The sequence below is a fragment of the Dorea formicigenerans genome, assembly GCF_025150245.1.
GTDB classification, from domain to species: domain Bacteria; phylum Bacillota; class Clostridia; order Lachnospirales; family Lachnospiraceae; genus Dorea; species Dorea formicigenerans.
This window is the reverse complement of the sequence record NZ_CP102279.1, coordinates 1365630-1382209: the sequence shown is the minus strand read 5'-3', so window position 1 is coordinate 1382209 and position 16580 is coordinate 1365630. Positions and strand designations below refer to the sequence as shown.

Annotated in this window: 17 protein-coding genes and 1 other annotated feature; of the genes, 2 read left to right on the top strand and 15 right to left on the bottom strand. The window is 39.1% G+C overall.

Annotated features, from left to right (window positions below; all coding sequences use genetic code 11):
- Window positions 1–137: 137 nt before the first annotated feature.
- From NQ560_RS06800 to NQ560_RS06745, 12 genes are all read right to left on the bottom strand, one after another.
- Complete coding sequence (locus NQ560_RS06800; protein ID WP_005333075.1) at window positions 138–1319, bottom strand: ATP-binding protein; 1182 nt, start codon at window positions 1317–1319, stop codon at window positions 138–140.
- Between the two features lie 299 nt (window positions 1320–1618).
- A complete protein-coding gene (locus tag NQ560_RS06795; protein WP_330413014.1) occupies window positions 1619–1873 on the bottom strand; it encodes a Uma2 family endonuclease in 255 nt (84 codons plus the stop codon).
- 271 nt (window positions 1874–2144) lie between these two features.
- Window positions 2145–2450: a type II toxin-antitoxin system RelE/ParE family toxin gene (locus tag NQ560_RS06790; RefSeq protein WP_005333078.1), complete on the bottom strand. Its 306-nt coding sequence runs from the start codon at window positions 2448–2450 to the stop codon at window positions 2145–2147.
- On the bottom strand, window positions 2440–2706 hold the full coding sequence (locus NQ560_RS06785) for a type II toxin-antitoxin system prevent-host-death family antitoxin (RefSeq protein ID WP_040015472.1): 267 nt from the start codon (window positions 2704–2706) through the stop codon (window positions 2440–2442). The genes NQ560_RS06790 and NQ560_RS06785 overlap by 11 nt, the downstream gene beginning before the upstream one ends.
- A gap of 17 nt (window positions 2707–2723) precedes the next feature.
- On the bottom strand, window positions 2724–2864 hold the full coding sequence (locus NQ560_RS06780) for a hypothetical protein (RefSeq protein WP_005333080.1): 141 nt from the start codon (window positions 2862–2864) through the stop codon (window positions 2724–2726).
- Window positions 2865–3206: 342 nt separating this feature from the next.
- The gene (metA, locus tag NQ560_RS06775; RefSeq protein WP_005333083.1) at window positions 3207–4175 is read right to left on the bottom strand and encodes a homoserine O-acetyltransferase MetA; all 969 of its coding nucleotides are present in this window, start codon (window positions 4173–4175) and stop codon (window positions 3207–3209) included.
- Window positions 4176–4201: 26 nt separating this feature from the next.
- A complete protein-coding gene (locus NQ560_RS06770) occupies window positions 4202–5548 on the bottom strand; it encodes an AI-2E family transporter (RefSeq protein ID WP_117606728.1) in 1347 nt (448 codons plus the stop codon).
- Between the two features lie 149 nt (window positions 5549–5697).
- Window positions 5698–6021, bottom strand: coding sequence for a DUF1540 domain-containing protein (locus NQ560_RS06765; RefSeq protein ID WP_022279077.1), 324 nt, complete (start codon window positions 6019–6021; stop codon window positions 5698–5700).
- A 68-nt stretch (window positions 6022–6089) separates the two neighbouring features.
- Complete coding sequence (thrS, locus tag NQ560_RS06760) at window positions 6090–8021, bottom strand: threonine--tRNA ligase (RefSeq protein WP_005333086.1); 1932 nt, start codon at window positions 8019–8021, stop codon at window positions 6090–6092.
- Window position 8022: 1 nt separating this feature from the next.
- On the bottom strand, window positions 8023–8502 hold the full coding sequence (locus NQ560_RS06755) for an acyl-CoA thioesterase (RefSeq protein WP_005333087.1): 480 nt from the start codon (window positions 8500–8502) through the stop codon (window positions 8023–8025).
- Between the two features lie 21 nt (window positions 8503–8523).
- The gene (locus tag NQ560_RS06750; protein ID WP_040015473.1) at window positions 8524–9375 is read right to left on the bottom strand and encodes an aldo/keto reductase; all 852 of its coding nucleotides are present in this window, start codon (window positions 9373–9375) and stop codon (window positions 8524–8526) included.
- Window positions 9376–9507: 132 nt separating this feature from the next.
- Window positions 9508–9724, bottom strand: a binding site (T-box leader).
- A gap of 44 nt (window positions 9725–9768) precedes the next feature.
- Entirely contained in the window at window positions 9769–10281 is a 513-nt protein-coding gene (locus NQ560_RS06745; protein WP_005333089.1) for an SEC-C metal-binding domain-containing protein, read from the bottom strand.
- A 138-nt stretch (window positions 10282–10419) separates the two neighbouring features.
- On the opposite strand from NQ560_RS06745, the gene NQ560_RS06740 reads away from it, so the two are divergent.
- Window positions 10420–10662, top strand: a complete 243-nt coding sequence (locus NQ560_RS06740; RefSeq protein WP_005333090.1) for a hypothetical protein — start codon at window positions 10420–10422, stop codon at window positions 10660–10662.
- A gap of 587 nt (window positions 10663–11249) precedes the next feature.
- On the opposite strand, the gene NQ560_RS06735 is transcribed toward NQ560_RS06740, so the two are convergent.
- Window positions 11250–12542 (bottom strand): adenylosuccinate synthase, encoded by a 1293-nt coding sequence (locus NQ560_RS06735; protein WP_005333093.1) that lies wholly within the window; start codon window positions 12540–12542, stop codon window positions 11250–11252.
- A 109-nt stretch (window positions 12543–12651) separates the two neighbouring features.
- On the bottom strand, window positions 12652–14232 hold the full coding sequence (cls, locus tag NQ560_RS06730) for a cardiolipin synthase (RefSeq protein ID WP_040015474.1): 1581 nt from the start codon (window positions 14230–14232) through the stop codon (window positions 12652–12654).
- Between the two features lie 249 nt (window positions 14233–14481).
- On the opposite strand from cls, the gene NQ560_RS06725 reads away from it, so the two are divergent.
- Window positions 14482–14856: a hypothetical protein gene (locus tag NQ560_RS06725; RefSeq protein WP_005333095.1), complete on the top strand. Its 375-nt coding sequence runs from the start codon at window positions 14482–14484 to the stop codon at window positions 14854–14856.
- A 319-nt stretch (window positions 14857–15175) separates the two neighbouring features.
- On the opposite strand, the gene pdxR is transcribed toward NQ560_RS06725, so the two are convergent.
- Window positions 15176–16573, bottom strand: coding sequence for a MocR-like pyridoxine biosynthesis transcription factor PdxR (gene pdxR / locus NQ560_RS06720; RefSeq protein WP_005331441.1), 1398 nt, complete (start codon window positions 16571–16573; stop codon window positions 15176–15178).
- Window positions 16574–16580 lie beyond the last annotated feature (7 nt).

The window sequence follows — 16580 nt, the reverse complement described above, 5'->3', positions numbered from 1 at the left end:
AAGCTTCCGTCTCTTTCTTGTATTCAGTTGTCTATGCCGTTCTTTCATCAGCATAATCATTATATCAGGATAAAGTTCATAATAAACAGCTTCCATCTGCCAGCATATCCAGGCACTCTTTAAATGAGTGTTTACTATTATTGATTATTCCATTTTTTATATTCATCAAGTCTTTGAATGTACCCGGAAAATTCCGGAACTGTAAAATCAAGTTCCTTATATCTTACTGGATAAATTATTCCTTTGCTGATTAATTGTGCTCTTGTCGTAGATATTGAGTAAACCTCTTTTCCAAGATTATGTGCAACATTTGAGATTGTACAAGGTAATTCTCCGCATTTTACCATTGCAAAAACAAATTTTTTATCACTCTCAGCGCATCTTTCATATCGAGCTCTAAAGAATCCTTCATCCAAAGTTTTCAAAAATTCATCAATACAATTTTCAACATCTGATATTTCTATCAAATCCTCATCTGTATTTTGATAAACTATTTTACATAACTGCTGAATAAAAAATGGATATCCCTTTGTAATATCCGCAATTTTTTCTATTGCTTCTTCCGTATACTCTACCTTGAATTTTTTAGCTGGTTCTTCTATTGCCTTTTTTGACTGTTCTAATGATAATGAACCAATTTGTTTGTACATAAATAATCTCTCTGAATATGATTTTTCATCAGAAAGCATTTTATATATCTTCGGGAGCCCGGCACCTATAATCATAACAGGGTACCCTAATTGATTTGTTCTATGCAACGCCGCAATTAATGATCCCAACTGTTCTTGCTTCATATATTGTATTTCATCAATAAAAAAACAAATCGGTGTTTCTGTTTTTAAAGCCGTCTCACCTATCGTAGTAAAGACATCTGTCAAACTTTGCGTCAAGTTATTTGATACGTACAATTCTCGGTCTTGAACAGATAAAGAGAATGTAGTATCATTCGGATTAAAAGAAACAACTAACGATTTTATTGCGTCCAATGGCTTTTTTATCAGATGTTTAAACTTTTCTTTTGCACTTACTGTTCGCAAAAAAGCCTGTGCGCACTCAGCCAATTGAGAGATAAAATCATTCCTCTCTTCTACTTCTATATGTCTACAAAATATTTCTTTTTCATTTGCAATTTCTTCTAACTTATTTATCAAAACAGTTTTTCCAACCCCACGCAGTCCACTATATATGATTGACTGTACAGGAACATTCATTGTTAACGCTTCAAATATTTGCTCGACGCTTTCAATGTCTTCATCCCTACCTGCAATGTACATTGGTTTCAGACCAGCACCAGGTCTATATGGATTAATTTTAAACATCTATACACCTCCATCAATAATTATATTATAGTCTAACCGAAGGTGTTTTTCAATATATTTTGGCATTTCACCGCAAAAAAAAGCCTATAAGTTACTATACCTTTACGCTTGTTTCTTCTGCACAAAAGTATATTCCATCAAACAATAACTTCTACTTTATATTTCATTTGCCCGTTCTCTCAATCGTCTCCTTATTTCCCATAACATGAATATTTTCCATTAAGTTATTGTACACTTCCTCAGGCATCATAACAACATTTTCATTGTTCTTACGGGTAACAATCTACTATCTATTATTTTTACGATTTTCTATTTATAATACAACGAGAGTGTGGATTTACCACACTCTCATTTTCTACGTCATAGTTTCTAAACTTGTCATTTTCAAAATCGAATACCGTGACCTTCTGTAACGGCTTATCAATCACCCAATATTTACGCACTCCAGCAGTCCGATATTTAAATTGTTTTACAACATAATCCATTCTCTCACTACTCGGGGATGCAATTTCAATAATCCAGTCCGGTGCACCATGACAGCCTTTTTCATCAATCTTTGATAGATTGCAAATTTACTTCTTATAATTTATCAACTTCACAGCTCATTTCTTCTCTTCATATACATTTATTATAATCTCACCATCTATACTTATGCAATATTTTTCCTTTAATTATGGCAAATTTTAGTTTTTAACATATTCTTTATCTTCTTCCGCAGAATCCTTCTGAAACTGCGTAAATGCCTCCAAATCCGGTGTTCCATCCAGGTCTTTCATATTTTATGCATAAAGAATGCCTTCCAGTATGCCCACTGGAAGACCTTCCTTATTTGAATAACTTCGTATATTCAGTTCTCGTATCCGCAATGTGATAAATATATACTGTGTCCTTGATTACTCTGTAAATCGACACATGTTTACCGCTTATCACCATTCTATAGCCTTGTTCGTTCAGCCAATCATCAGATGCCCTTGATCCAGAATCCGGAAAGTCCCCTAACCTTTCGATTCCGTCTAAAATATGGTCACTGACTTTTATTGCTGTCTCCACATCAAAATTGATTAAATACCAATCTTCAATCTTCTTTAAATCTTCCCATGCTGCTGGGAGGATCTCTACATTATACTTCATTTGCTCGTTCTCTCAATCGTCTTCTTGCTTCTGAAACACTCATGGTTGGCTGTCCTTCGATACGCTCCTGCTCTGCTTTCAAAACTCTCTCTCTTAATTTCAGCATCTGCTCTCTTTTCTCAAATGCTTCTATATTCATAACAACCAAATCACCGTCACCATTCTTTGTAATATAAATCGGCTCATTCGTCTCTTTCGCAAGATTGGATATTCCAGCATAATCATTTCTCAACGCTGTTGATGCTTTAATAATCATCATATCACCTCCATTTATTATGATATAATTTTACTATAATTATGATAGGTTGTAAAGGCAATATCTGAAACAGAATCCATATCATAATTACACAACCAACGAATCACCAGGAAATGTAATAATGCTGTTCTTCTTTTCTTGCTTGTATTTCGAATCAATAATCTCTTCTCCTGACTTTGACAGATGCACTTTTATCCCAGTATCTGTCACAATTAAAAACTCAGTATGAAACCACGGATTTTGCATTTCAAATTAATGATGAAGGAGGCTTTCTCAATGTTTGATAAGTACGATGCTATTATGAATGTTGTCCATCAAAACACTACTATATAACAAAAAATAAATCTTATATTATGAAAGGGAATGGCATTTCTGTCATTCCCTCTCTTATGATTCCATTCATTTAATTTAATCGGAGCTTGTCCTTTTATTTTGTCTCCATACATTTTTGGATTGTCTCCACAAATGGAATAAAATACACGAAAATGCATAAAATTATATTAATTCTCTTCTTCCAGTGAAGCCTTCTGAAACTGCGTAAATGCCTCCAGATCCGGTGTTCCGTCCAGGTCATACGGTGTTACCTGATAAACGTAGTAATTCAGCCAGTTTGTATAAAGATTGTTCGCCTGTGCACGCCATGTCAGAAGCGGGCGGTTGTCCGGATTATCATCTGGATAATAATTCTTCGGTATATCAATCGGAAGTCCTTTTGAAAGATCTCTCTTATACTCCTGATCCAGTGTCATGCGGTCATACTCCGGATGCCCCATCACAAAAATCTGACGTCCATCCTTTGCCATAGACAGAAATGCTCCTGCTTCATCAGATTCTGCCAGGATTGTAATTCTGTCATCCGCACGCAGCTTCTCAATCGGCACATCTGTATGCCTGGAATGCGGCGCATAGAACACATCATCAAATCCACGTACAAGTGGAATTCTACGGTTTAGGACACGATGTCTGAACACTCCAAATAATTTATGATCTAACTGTTCTTTCTGAATTCCATAATGATAATACAATCCTGCCTGAGCTCCCCAGCACAGATGGATGGTAGACATAACATGTGTCTTGGTCCACTCCATAATCTCTTCTAACTCTTTCCAGTAATCCACTTCTTCGAATGGTATTTGTTCTACCGGTGCTCCGGTAATGATAAATCCATCAAATTTCTGATCTTTTATATCTGAAAATTTCTCGTAAAATTTATTCAGATGGCTGGACGATGTATTCTTAGATTCATGACTGGATACAGCCACAAATGTTACATCAATCTGAAGCGGTGTATTGGACAAGGATCGTAAAATCTGCAGTTCTGTATCCTCCTTAAGCGGCATCAGATTCAGAAGTCCAATTTTTATCAGACGGATATCCTGATGTGTTGCACGATGTTCATCCATCACAAATATATTTTCTTTTTCCAGTATCTCTTTTACCGGAAGGTCATTTTGTACACGAATTGGCATAATTTATGCTCCCTTCTGCTTTTCTTTTATTTTTCCTCTGCTTTACTCTTAATCTCTTCTGAATGGATATACTCTCCCGAAGAATCCACATAACTCCATTCGTCATATGAATCTGACCGGACAGGTAGTTTCTTTTTCTTTAACTTATTATCCAGAATCATATCTACAATATAATAGATGACTGCAAATGTCGGGACTCCCATAACCATACCGACAAAGCCAAACAATCCGCCACCGAGTAAAATAGATGTTACGACCCAGAATGCTGACAGTCCGGTAGAGTTTCCAAGAATCTTCGGTCCCAGAATATTCCCGTCAAACTGTTGTAAAACCAAAATAAATATTAGGAAATAAACTCCTTTCATTGGATCTTCCAATGCGATCAATATCGTACTTGGAATCGCTCCGATATATGGCCCAAAAAACGGAATTACATTTGTCACTCCTACAATCACACTTACCAACATTGTATATGGCATATTCAGAATTGTCAGGCCAATAAAGCACAACAGACCGATAATTGCTGAATCCAGAATCTTGCCGATCACAAATCCTCCGAAGATCTCATTACTTTTTGTTGTAATATGAAGGACCATATTGGCACGATCTGCACGGAACAATGCATAAACCGCTTTCTTACACTGTCGTGCAAATATTTCTTTACTATAAAGTATGTAAACAGATACAATTACACCAATCAGCATGTTAAAAACTTCACTGATAACATTGAAGATTCCGACTGTCAGGTTCGACATCAGACTGTTCACCTGCGTCATCAGATCAGTACGCAGCCAATTTGTCAACATTGTCGTTCCTTCTTCCAGCGCATTTTTCAAAATAGCAACTGTTGTACTGTCTTCCAGTTGGATAGAATTAATCTTATCCAGTGCATCATTGACCTGTTTTGGCAATGTCAGTACCATATTACGGATACTGCTGTAGAGTTCCGGTATCAGCATATTTAATAATACCGTAATCAACACAATTAATATGATTAACGATACGAAGATGCCGACACTTCTGGATACCTTTTCAGCATTCTCCGGCTTTTTCATGCGTTCCTGAAGCTTGGGAATCAAAAATGCATCTACCCTTTTTACAATCGGATTTAAGAGATATGCAATAACACACCCGTACAATACCGGTTTTAATACATCTATAATTTTAAAAATCACATCCGAAATATGTCCTAATCTTAAAAGCGCAAAATAAAACAGAATACAGGCTGCAACAATTACAAATACTGTCATTCCCCGGTTGATCTGCTGCCGTATTCTGGATGGTCTGCGTCCTCCAATCTGTGGCGCTTCCTCGTAATAGGCTTTTTCACGTTGTTTTTTTTCTTCTCGAGTTTTAATTTCTATATTCCCCATATTCTTCTCTTCTTTCCTAAGCATGTATAATTATTATACCCTCAGAAATATACCCCGTCAACTGCGAAACTTTGAAGAAATTCTAAAGAAAACATACAAAAAAGAGAGGACTTGCCTCTCTTTTTCTAATCACATATATTCATTTTTAGCTAATGACAGCCACAACTAAATGTTGCGCATTCTGTCTCCTGACATCGACGGGCATTTCCGCCTTCCACACTGATTTTTCCGGCATGACAGTGACACTGTTCATTGTACATACATTCTGTAGCCTTACAGTCAATCTCACTCTTTGGAGATGCCTCTTTCATAGTATTACTGTAACTGTTTCCATCTTTTCTCTCTTCAAAGCTGTCACAGCATGTATCCTGTGCATGTTTTGCAGAGCTTCCACCTACTTTGATACTATCAAGATCACAATAATAATTCTGGTTATGCAGACATGTCTGTACTGTACATTTTAATTCTGGCATAATGCTACCTCCTTTATTTAATAACATAGCTTATTATGCCCTCACGCCGCAAAAATATTCTTATTATTTTATTTTTCGTCTTCTTTTACAACTTCTCGTTTTACTCTGTCAGCAATCTCTTTCTGAATATCTGCAATAAATGTTTCCAGATTCTTCTGTCCTTCATCTCCTGCAAAACGGCTTCTTACTGATACGAGATCTGCTTCCTGCTCTTTTTCACCTACAACAAGCATGTATGGTATCTTCTGCATCTGAGCCTCACGAATCTTGTATCCAATCTTCTCTGCTCTGGAGTCGACCTCAGCACGAACACCTGCTGCATTTAACTCATCAAGAACTTTATTGGCGTAATCCATATATTTATCAGAGATCGGAAGTACTTTTACCTGTACCGGAGCTAACCATGTCGGGAATGCTCCTGCGAAATGTTCAATCAGGATTCCAATGAATCGCTCAATAGAACCGAATGCTACACGGTGGATCATGATCGGACGATGTTTCTCTCCGTCAGCTCCTGTGTACTCAAGTTCAAATCTCTGTGGAAGCTGCATATCTAACTGAATTGTTCCACACTGCCATGTTCTGCCAATAGAGTCTGTCAGATGGAAGTCAATCTTCGGTCCGTAAAATGCTCCGTCGCCTTCATTGACTACATAATCAAGTCCAAGGTCATTTAACGCACCACGAAGTCCTTCTGTAGCAAGCTCCCAGTCTTCGTCCGTTCCCATACTGTTTTCCGGACGTGTAGAAAGTTCTACATGATATTTAAATCCGAACAGGCTGTATACCTCATCGATCAATGCTACAACACCTTTGATCTCGTCACGAATCTGCTCTGGCATCATAAAGATATGTGCATCGTCCTGTGTGAAGCAACGTACACGCATCAGTCCATGTAACTGACCGGATTTTTCATGACGATGTACTAAACCAAGCTCACCGACACGAAGTGGAAGGTCTTTGTATGAACGTGGCTCTGCTTTATACACAAGCATTCCACCTGGACAGTTCATTGGTTTAATAGCATAGTCTTCTCCGTCGATCTGTGTTGTGTACATGTTCTCTTTATAGTGATCCCAGTGTCCGGATGTCTCCCAAAGATGTCTGCTTAAGATAATTGGGGTAGATACTTCTACATAACCTGCTTTTTTGTGAAGTTCTCTCCAGTAATCAAGCAGTGTATTCTTAAGAACCATTCCCTTTGGAAGGAAGAACGGGAATCCCGGTCCTTCTTCACACATCATAAAGAGTCCAAGCTCTTTACCGAGTTTTCTGTGATCACGTTTTTTAGCTTCTTCCAACATTGTAAGATACTCATCAAGCTGTGCTTTCTTAGGATAAGAAATACCATAAATTCTTGTAAGCATCTTGTTCTTTTCATTTCCTCTCCAGTAAGCACCTGCAAGACTTGTAAGCTTGATTGCTTTTACCGGCTTTGTTGTCATCAGATGTGGGCCTGCACATAAATCAACGAACTCACCCTGCTGATAGAAACTGATTTCTGCATCTTCCGGAAGATCCTCGATCAATTCTACTTTGTAAGGCTCATCCTTCTCTTTGAAGTAAGCGATAGCCTCATCTCTTGGCTTCGTAAATCTTGTGATTTCAAGATCTTCTTTAACAATCTTCTTCATCTCTTTCTCGATTTTTTCAAGATCTTCTGCCACAAATGGCGTCTCACGATCCAAATCATAATAAAATCCATTTTCGATGGAAGGTCCAATCGCAAGTTTTGTCTCCGGATAGAGTCTCTTGATTGCCTGAGCCATGATATGAGATGTTGTATGGAAAAATGCTCCTTTTCCCTCCTCATTATCAAATGTCAGGATTTCTACTTCACTGTCAGAATCTACAACTGTACGCAGATCTACCAGTTCTCCATTGACTCTTCCTGATGTTGCAACTCTTGCAAGTCCTTCGCTTAAATCTTTTGCAATGTCGATAACTGACATGCTGTGTTCATACTCTTTTACAGAGCCGTCTTTTAATGTGATCTTCATGCTATTTATCCTCTCTCTTCTTTATTAATGCTTTTTTGTTTTCTTTATGTATCTTTACCCCAGCCTCAAATGCTTCATTGAGTTCCGGGAAAGACTTTCGAAGTACCAGTGGTCTTCCTGTCTTATCTATGAAACAATGCTTGCTTGTTCCACGACAATGAACCATTCCTGTTCTATCGTCCTTAACTTCATATCCAACGGTTAGTTTTATTCCATTATATTCCTTAATGTATGCGTCAATACTGACCGTATCTCCGTAATAGACCATTCTCAGATAATCCGCTTCCACCGAAAGAATCGGACTGATTATCCCCTGTTTCTCCAGATCTGCAAATCCGACGCCCATATAATCTAAAAGGTCGCATCTTGCTTCCTCAAACCAGCGGATATAATTGGAATGATGTACGATTCCCATCTGATCTGTTTCGTAATTCTGTACTTTGTGGATATATTTATTCCATGTTTTTGTCTGTTCACTCATCTTATGCTTCTTAAATATTCCTTATTTTACTCTTGGAAAATCCGGATGCTCTCCTGACCAGCCTGCCGGCTGCATAGAATCGATCCGATACATATCCTCCTTTTCAATCTCAAAATCAAACACTTGATAATTCTGTACCATCCGTTCCTTTGTCGATGCTTTCGGAAGTGGTATGACCTGTCGTTGTATCTCATAGCGAAGACAGATCTGCGCTGCTGATTTGTTATATTTTTCTGCAAGTCCTACTAATAGTGGATGTTCTAGAACTCGTTTTCTTCCAAGCGGTGACCAGGCCTGCACATAAATTCCTTTTTCCTGGCAATAACGAACTGTCGCTTCCTGTGTAAATCCCGGATGGAATTCAATCTGATCTGCCATTGGCATGATCTCACAATTCTGAATCAGGTTTTCCAAATGATGCAAAAGGAAATTGCTGACTCCGATTGCTTTTACTTTACCTGCTTTATATAATTCTTCCAATCCTCTCCACGTCTCAACATCCAGTTCTTTCCAATCTTTATATTCTGGATTTGGAAGCGGCCAGTGGATCAGATACATATCCAGATAATCTGTTCCTAGTTTTTCAAGCGTTTGTGCAAATGCTTTCTTTACTTCTTCATATCCCATCTCCGTCTTCCATGCCTTGGAAGTCAGGAAGAATTCTTCTCTTGGAATCCCCGACTCATGAATCGCTCTTCCAAGCGCTTCTTCTGTATCATAGAAAGATGCTGTATCAAAATACCTGTATCCTGCTTCAATCGCAGTTTTTATAATGCTTTCATTATTTCCTTCTGCTGCCTTGTAGGTGCCATACCCCATGCACGGAATCTTCACACCATTTGCCAGTTCATAACAATCTTTCATTGAATTCATCTTATCACCTGCCTGAATTTTCTAAGTAATACAAAAACAACGAATGTGTCTTGGTGCATCCTGCCGGAGGCTTTTTGCATAATAGAAGATGTAATTTTCATTATACAAAAAGTCCCTCACAGCAAATATGCTGTAAGGGACGAGTTCTCTTCTCGCGGTTCCACCCTGCTTAATCTGATCATAAATAAAATCAGATTCACTTCATTCTTGACGATAACGGAGTCACCGGACTGCTTTACAGCCACTCAGAGGTAGTCTTCAGAAGGTTCTGTGGATAAGAAGCTCTCAGCCTGCGGCTTCTCTCTCTGGTATCACGTTCCCAACTTACTCGTCTCTTCACCGTGTTTTCATATGTCTCATTATAGCATCGAAGATGTGGTTGTCAAGAAGTTCTTACAGATTCTTACCGCAACACTTCTTGTATTTCTTACCGGAGCCACACGGACATGGATCATTTCTTCCAATCTTCTTCTCCTTGCGGATTGTTGTGGATTCTTTCTGCTCTTTGTAAAGCTTCTTCAGCTCTTCCTCAGAATAAATCTCTTTCCACTGTGGAAGTTCATATAACCAGTCAGCTTTTGCTGCAACCATGTTCTTATAAAGCTTCTCTTTATCAAATGCAAGGCTTACAACTGTATCCTCATCCATTGTCTCAATCGGATTTGGTTCTTTTAAGCTCTCATCGATTCCATCTAAGAAACCTACCATAGTCAGAACTTCCTGTCCATACTTCTCAGCAAGTTCTTTTACTGTTCCTTTTACTTCCTCGTCCGGATTAGAAAGAAGCTGTTCATAAATCTCTTTCTCAATCTGGAAATATGTTCCCCAGAATCTCTGCAGAGTTGCTCTGTCAGCGCTCTCGTCATATGCAATATCTTTCCACTGCTCTAATAATGTACGACTCATCTTAATATACTCCTTTGTATCTTTTCATCCTATTCGTCTTATTATATAACATTTTTTCATATTTTCAAAGACCTGTTTGCTTTTTTACTGCCGATTTTATATAATGATGCTAGTTGATCAAATTGAAAGGACTTTCTTATGAAAAAAGTAAAACGTATTCTTGCTCTTGCCGGTGCCATGCTTTTATTCGCACTCTACGCCAGCACACTTATATTTGCATTTATCGACTCGGATGTATCCCTGACTTTCCTCAGGGCTTCCATTGCATGCACGATTATTCTCCCGGTATTGATTTATGCCTATATTCTTGTGTACCGTGTTACTAGAAGAGACACTGACATAAACTCAGAGGACCAGGACGACCAGAATAGTCCGAAGTAAATCCATATTTTCGTTTCTCTTTTTTCTTTTTTCTTTTGTTCAAATACTCCAGCGGCGATATTGGCTGCTGGTAATCTTTCGTTTCCCTGTTATTGTTCTCCATTGCAATACCTCCTACAACACCTGTTAATCAGTCTGTTTATCCCGACTTTACTATTATATGGTGCTATGTCTGCTTTTATGACTGCTTTTGTTCCATACATTTTTGTCTCTGCAACGTTTATGAACTCCCCGCCAGATGATTTTTCATCTGACATCTGTAATATTAACAGGAAAATGTGTACGACCTGTGGAAGGAATCTAAAGAAAACCTTATGAATTTATAAAATAAATGCAATTTCCGATTAGAACAAAGAATGTGCCTCGGCACATTCTTGCGCCTGCGGCGGTCGCTTGCGACACCTACCTTGTACGCCGCAGTGCGCATCCCTAGCGTAGCGTTTTTTATATGTTAGGAAAGAACTTTCCTAACATATAAAAAAGAGATTACCTCCCATTCGAAGTAATCTCTTATTATTTCGTCTTACAGTATAAGATCCATGACTATAACTCTCGGTTCTCAGTCTGCAATCTCTGATTTTCAATCATTATTTACTAAGTGGTGACTCACGATAAATGATGTCCTCACGTCCTGGTCCGTTAGATACCATTGTAATCGGGTATCCAATCTCCTGCTCAACGAACTCGATGTATTTTCTGCAGTTCTCCGGAAGCTCTTCATACTTCTTAATACCACGGATATCACAGTTCCATCCTGGAAGCTTTTTAAGAACTGGTTTTGCTTTCTCAAGATAATGTGTCGGTGGGAAGTCTTTTGTAATCTCTCCATTAATCTCATATCCTACACATACCGGAATCTCTTCCAAGTATCCAAGCACATCAAGAACTGTAAATGCTACATCTGTTGTTCCCTGCATTCTGCATCCATACTTGGAAGCAACACAGTCGAGCCAGCCCATTCTTCTCGGACGTCCGGTTGTAGCACCGAACTCTCCGCCATCTCCACCGCGGCGTCTCAGTTCATCAGCCTCATCTCCAAAAATCTCACTTACGAAAGCTCCTGCTCCAACAGCACTGGAGTATGCTTTACATACAGTTACAATCTTCTGAATCTCATATGGTGGGATTCCAGCTCCGATTGCACCATATCCGGCTAATGTAGAAGATGATGTAACCATCGGATAGATTCCGTGATCTGGGTCTTTCAATGAACCAAGCTGTCCCTCTAACAAGATATTCTTTCCTTCTTTGATTGCATTGTGAAGGAACAATGATGTATCACATACATACGGTGCGATCATCTCTTTGTACTCCTGCAGCTCTTTATATAAATCGTCTGGATTGATCAGCGGTTTGTGATACAGATGCTCAAGAAGAACATTCTTCTGCTCTGCCACACGTACAACTTTCTCTTTTAACAAGTCATCGTCAAATAACTCACTGACCTGAAATCCAATTTTAGCATATTTATCTGAGTAGAACGGAGCAATTCCGGACTTTGTAGATCCGAATGACTTCCCTCCAAGTCTTTCTTCCTCATATGCGTCAAAATTCTTGTGGTAAGACATTACCATCTGTGCTCTGTCAGATACAAGGATCTTCGGCATCGGGACATCTCTTTCCACGATAGAATTAATCTCTTTCATCAATACAGGAATATCAAGTGCTACACCATTACCGATAATACTTGTTGTATGTCCATAGAACACACCGGATGGTAATGTGTGAAGCGCAAATTTTCCATAATTATTAATAATGGTATGCCCTGCGTTGGCACCTCCCTGAAAACGTACGATGATATCCGCTTCCTGAGCGAGCATATCAGTAATCTTACCTTTACCCTCGTCTCCCCAGTTTGCACCTACTACTGCTTTAACCATATCTATTCCTCCTGTGTTATTAACTTAATAAATCACCTTATGCATTATACTATATTTTTCTTCACTTGTACAATGGATTTTCACAAAAACTGACAGAAATCCGCTGTTTTTACATAAGTGGAGCAATCAGGCGCAATACCTGACCGGATATTTTGGTTGCAAGTGTCTGTTTTTTTACTTCCATAAGCGTCACTTTATGGCTTTTTGCAAGTGTCTGCTGAAAGTCCCGTTCCACTTTGTCAACTTCAGAATTATTATAAATAAATACTCCACATTCAAAATGCAGATACAAACTCCGATAATCCAGATTAATACTTCCTACCGTCGCAGTATCATCGTCCGATACGAATACCTTTGCATGCACAAATCCTGGTGTATATTCATAAATCTGTACTCCGCTCTCGATCAGTTCCTTGTAATAAGTTTTTGCAACTGCAAAAGCATACCATTTATCCGGGATATGCGGCATTATAATAATTACTTCGATTCCGCATTTTGCCACACGAGTCAATGTTGTGATCATCTCATTGTCCAATATCAGATACGGCGTCATAATATGCACATATTTCTTTGCATGATTTAAAATATGGAAGTATACTTCCTCGCCCACGTTCTCATCGTCATATGGACTGTCTGCATACGGAATGACATATCCAAGTTCCCGTCTGAGCCCCTTGACCTTCGGCGTCAGATACTTGCGGTAATCTTCTGGTTTTCTGGCCTCAATATTCCACATCTGAAGGAACATCATAGTAAAGCTTTGGACAGCATCGCCTTTTAACATAACTGCGGTATCTTTCCAATGTCCAAAACGGACTTTTCGATTAATGTATTCATCACCGAGATTCACACCTCCCGTATATGCTACTTTGCCGTCAATAACACAGATTTTTCTGTGATCCCGATTATTCTGTGAAGTAGATAAGAACGGTGTGATCTTGTTAGACATCTTACACTGGATTCCATAACTTCTGATGAGTTCCGGATAATCGTAAGGGAGCATCGAAATGGCACACATGCCATCATACATAAACCGGACTTCTACACCTTCTGCCGCTTTTTCCTTTAATATATCCAGGAGCGTCTCCCACATATATCCCTCTTCTACGATAAAATACTCCATAAAAATAAACTTTTTTGCCTTTTTCAATTCCTGGACCATGGAAGCAAATTTATCTTCTCCCAACGGGAAATACTTAACTGCAGTATTACGGTATGTCGGAAATCCTACCTGATGTGACAGAAAATAGGACAAATGTGCATTGGCTGATTTGCTCGCCCAAATTGCCTCTACGATTTCCTGATCCTGCTGCATATACGGGTCTGTCTCTATCCTGAGTTCCGCAAGTCTTGCTTTCAAAAATCTTGTTCCTATCTGAAACTGGACAAACAGATAGAATAAACTTCCCACTACAGGAAACACAAGAACACAAAGTGTCCACGTCATTTTAAACGCTGGATTCCCCTTGGAATTGATGATGTGGATCAGTACCAGAAGACTCACTGCGCGGAATGCTCCATATATGTAAGTTGTATAAGCATTCAGATAATACGGAATCATAATAAAGATTCCAAGCTGAATCAGAATCAGGAGCAACATGATACCAGTTCGGCTGAAAACAATTCGAAAAAGGCCCTTTTTTGCTACTTTTGCTACTTTTGACTTTTTAAAATTCTGTTCACTACTCATGTCTTTCTCCTTCTTCTCGTTCCTCTCAACTGTCGTTTCGTCATTTCTCACAAATACTCTTTCTATATTTTAGCACATTTTCCCATTTGTCTCAACAACCCCGGCTCGACATATTTCTCACATTTTTATTAAATATGTTACGGGAAATTAATATATTTTTTATAGACTCTCCCTTTCAATTTTGTTAAAAAAGTATTACAATATTGCTATTAGTAGAAATTTCATCGTACGAAAGGAGATTTTATTATTATGGCTAAATGGGGAAAGAAATTATTAGGTCTCGCAGCAATTGGAGGAGCTGCAGCAGGTCTTGTTTATTATCTTAAGAGCAAAGAAGAGCTTGATCTTGATGATTTTGATGATGAACTGGACGATGATGATTTTGATTTAGATAATGATCTGAAGCCAGTTGGCGAGCGCGGCTACGTTCCGCTTACACCTAAAAAAGAGGCTGAAGACGCAGACGCTTCTGATAATGAAGAAGCTCCTGACGCTGTTGAGGAAGCTGACAAAGCTGAAGAAGAACATATAGGCGAAGCGATTGCCAAAGAAGCTGAAGAAGCTGATGCAGAATCCAATGAGGCTGCCGAGGAATGTAGCGGTACAGAGACTTCCGAACAGTAAGAAATTTAACAGGGAATTACTAAAAGATTTACTAAAAAACTACTAAAGGAGTTGCCAAAAAGCAGCTCCTTTTCTATACATAAACTGATATTTTATATCAGTTGGGAGATGACTCCCACCTCTATAGGGTGAGAAACAAGCTGGTATCAGTGGTGGGAGTCAATCCCCCAGCTGATATAGCCTCCGGCAGGATTGCAGAGGTGCGCAGTAGAAGTATGTCATGCAATTGCATGACGCGCACCTCGCAGCAAGAATGCCGAGGCATTCTTGAATACGCGCAGCTGCTTCACTACTATCGTAGTCATCCATCTGCACTCTTCTATGTTCCCCAGCACTTACACAGGGTTCTTGCCGCCTCTTTAATCTGTTCTTCGCTTAAATTGGCATATCCAAGAAGAATCGTTGCTTTCTTACTTTTTTCTTCACCCACCCGATAATCTGACATTCCATAGACCCGGATATCTGATTTTTTTGCAAGTTCGATCAGTTCCTGTTCTGAATACCCATCTTCAAACGTCAGAAGCAGATGCACACCTGCATGTTCTCCGGAAATCTTGCATTTTTTCAAAAGAGGCTTTAATTCCTCGATCAGCGTATCATGACGTCCTTTATACATGGCTCTTGTCTTATTCAAATGCCGTTCATAATAGCCCTCTTCAATAAATCGCTGTACGATCATCTGATCGACTTTTGAAACGGTTGAATTCACAAAACTATATTCCCGTTCATAGCGTTTCTGCAGTTTTTCCGGCAACACCATATAGCTCATACGGATTGCCGGTGCAATGGATTTTGAAAATGTACCAAGATAAATAACTTTTCCGTCCCGGTCATATCCCTGCAGTGCCGGAATCGGTTTCCCTTTATAACGGAACTCACTGTCGTAATCGTCTTCGATCACATAACGATCCGGTTCTTCTTTCGCCCATTTCAAAAGTTCCATTCTTCGTCCAATCGGCATAATGATCCCTGTCGGATATTGGTGAGACGGAGTCACGTATGCAATATCTGCCCCACTATCAGATAATTCTGTCACTTTCATTCCATTTTTGTCCATACCGACCGGAACAGTCTTATAGGCAAGTCCCCGGAAGAGACGATATGCCTGTTTGTATGTCGGATTTTCAAATGCAACGACATGTTCTCTTCCAAGTATCATACCAAGAAGCATTAAAATGTAATCACTTCCGGCACCGACGATTACCTGTCCCGGTGTACAATTCACGCCTCTGGCCTGATGCAGATAATTACAGATTGCCTGCCGGAACCCAAGTTCCCCTTTGGATTCACCGGATCTGAACAGCTCTGTTTTATCATCTGTCAGTATATCTTTAGAAAGCTTTCTCCACGCATTGTAGGGAAAGCTTTTTAAATCCACTCCGTTTGGCGTAAAGTCATAACGGTATCGTGGCTTCTGTTCTTTTTTTTCTTCTGTTGGTGTTTTTGCAGGACGGATCTGATATAACTCATCAATCTTTGCTACAAAATATCCTCTGCACGGCTCCGATTCTATATAGCCTTCTGACAGTAACTGTTCATACGCAAGCTCTGCCGTACTGCGGCTGATTTCCAGATGTCTGGCAAGAGCTCTTGTGGAAGGGAGCTTCTCTCCATAAGAAATCCTGCCATTCTGGATATCACTTTTTATATAGTTGTAAATCTGTTCATAGAGGGGAACTTTTGAATCTGTCTTCAGATTCATGGTCAGTTCGTTCATGTTATTC

What these genes read in the sequence shown, in the direction of transcription:
- NQ560_RS06800 (WP_005333075.1), bottom strand. Translation starts at nt 1,319, where the DNA reads ATGTTTAAAATTAATCCATATAGACCTGGTGCTGGTCTGAAACCAATG.
- NQ560_RS06790 (WP_005333078.1), bottom strand. Translation starts at nt 2,450, where the DNA reads ATGAAGTATAATGTAGAGATCCTCCCAGCAGCATGGGAAGATTTAAAG.
- NQ560_RS06785 (WP_040015472.1), bottom strand. Translation starts at nt 2,706, where the DNA reads ATGATTATTAAAGCATCAACAGCGTTGAGAAATGATTATGCTGGAATA.
- metA (WP_005333083.1), bottom strand. Translation starts at nt 4,175, where the DNA reads ATGCCAATTCGTGTACAAAATGACCTTCCGGTAAAAGAGATACTGGAA.
- NQ560_RS06770 (WP_117606728.1), bottom strand. Translation starts at nt 5,548, where the DNA reads ATGGGGAATATAGAAATTAAAACTCGAGAAGAAAAAAAACAACGTGAA.
- NQ560_RS06765 (WP_022279077.1), bottom strand. Translation starts at nt 6,021, where the DNA reads ATGCCAGAATTAAAATGTACAGTACAGACATGTCTGCATAACCAGAAT.
- thrS (WP_005333086.1), bottom strand. Translation starts at nt 8,021, where the DNA reads ATGAAGATCACATTAAAAGACGGCTCTGTAAAAGAGTATGAACACAGC.
- NQ560_RS06755 (WP_005333087.1), bottom strand. Translation starts at nt 8,502, where the DNA reads ATGAGTGAACAGACAAAAACATGGAATAAATATATCCACAAAGTACAG.
- NQ560_RS06750 (WP_040015473.1), bottom strand. Translation starts at nt 9,375, where the DNA reads ATGAATTCAATGAAAGATTGTTATGAACTGGCAAATGGTGTGAAGATT.
- NQ560_RS06745 (WP_005333089.1), bottom strand. Translation starts at nt 10,281, where the DNA reads ATGAGTCGTACATTATTAGAGCAGTGGAAAGATATTGCATATGACGAG.
- NQ560_RS06740 (WP_005333090.1), top strand. Translation starts at nt 10,420, where the DNA reads ATGAAAAAAGTAAAACGTATTCTTGCTCTTGCCGGTGCCATGCTTTTA.
- NQ560_RS06735 (WP_005333093.1), bottom strand. Translation starts at nt 12,542, where the DNA reads ATGGTTAAAGCAGTAGTAGGTGCAAACTGGGGAGACGAGGGTAAAGGT.
- cls (WP_040015474.1), bottom strand. Translation starts at nt 14,232, where the DNA reads ATGAGTAGTGAACAGAATTTTAAAAAGTCAAAAGTAGCAAAAGTAGCA.
- NQ560_RS06725 (WP_005333095.1), top strand. Translation starts at nt 14,482, where the DNA reads ATGGCTAAATGGGGAAAGAAATTATTAGGTCTCGCAGCAATTGGAGGA.
- pdxR (WP_005331441.1), bottom strand. Translation starts at nt 16,573, where the DNA reads ATGAACGAACTGACCATGAATCTGAAGACAGATTCAAAAGTTCCCCTC.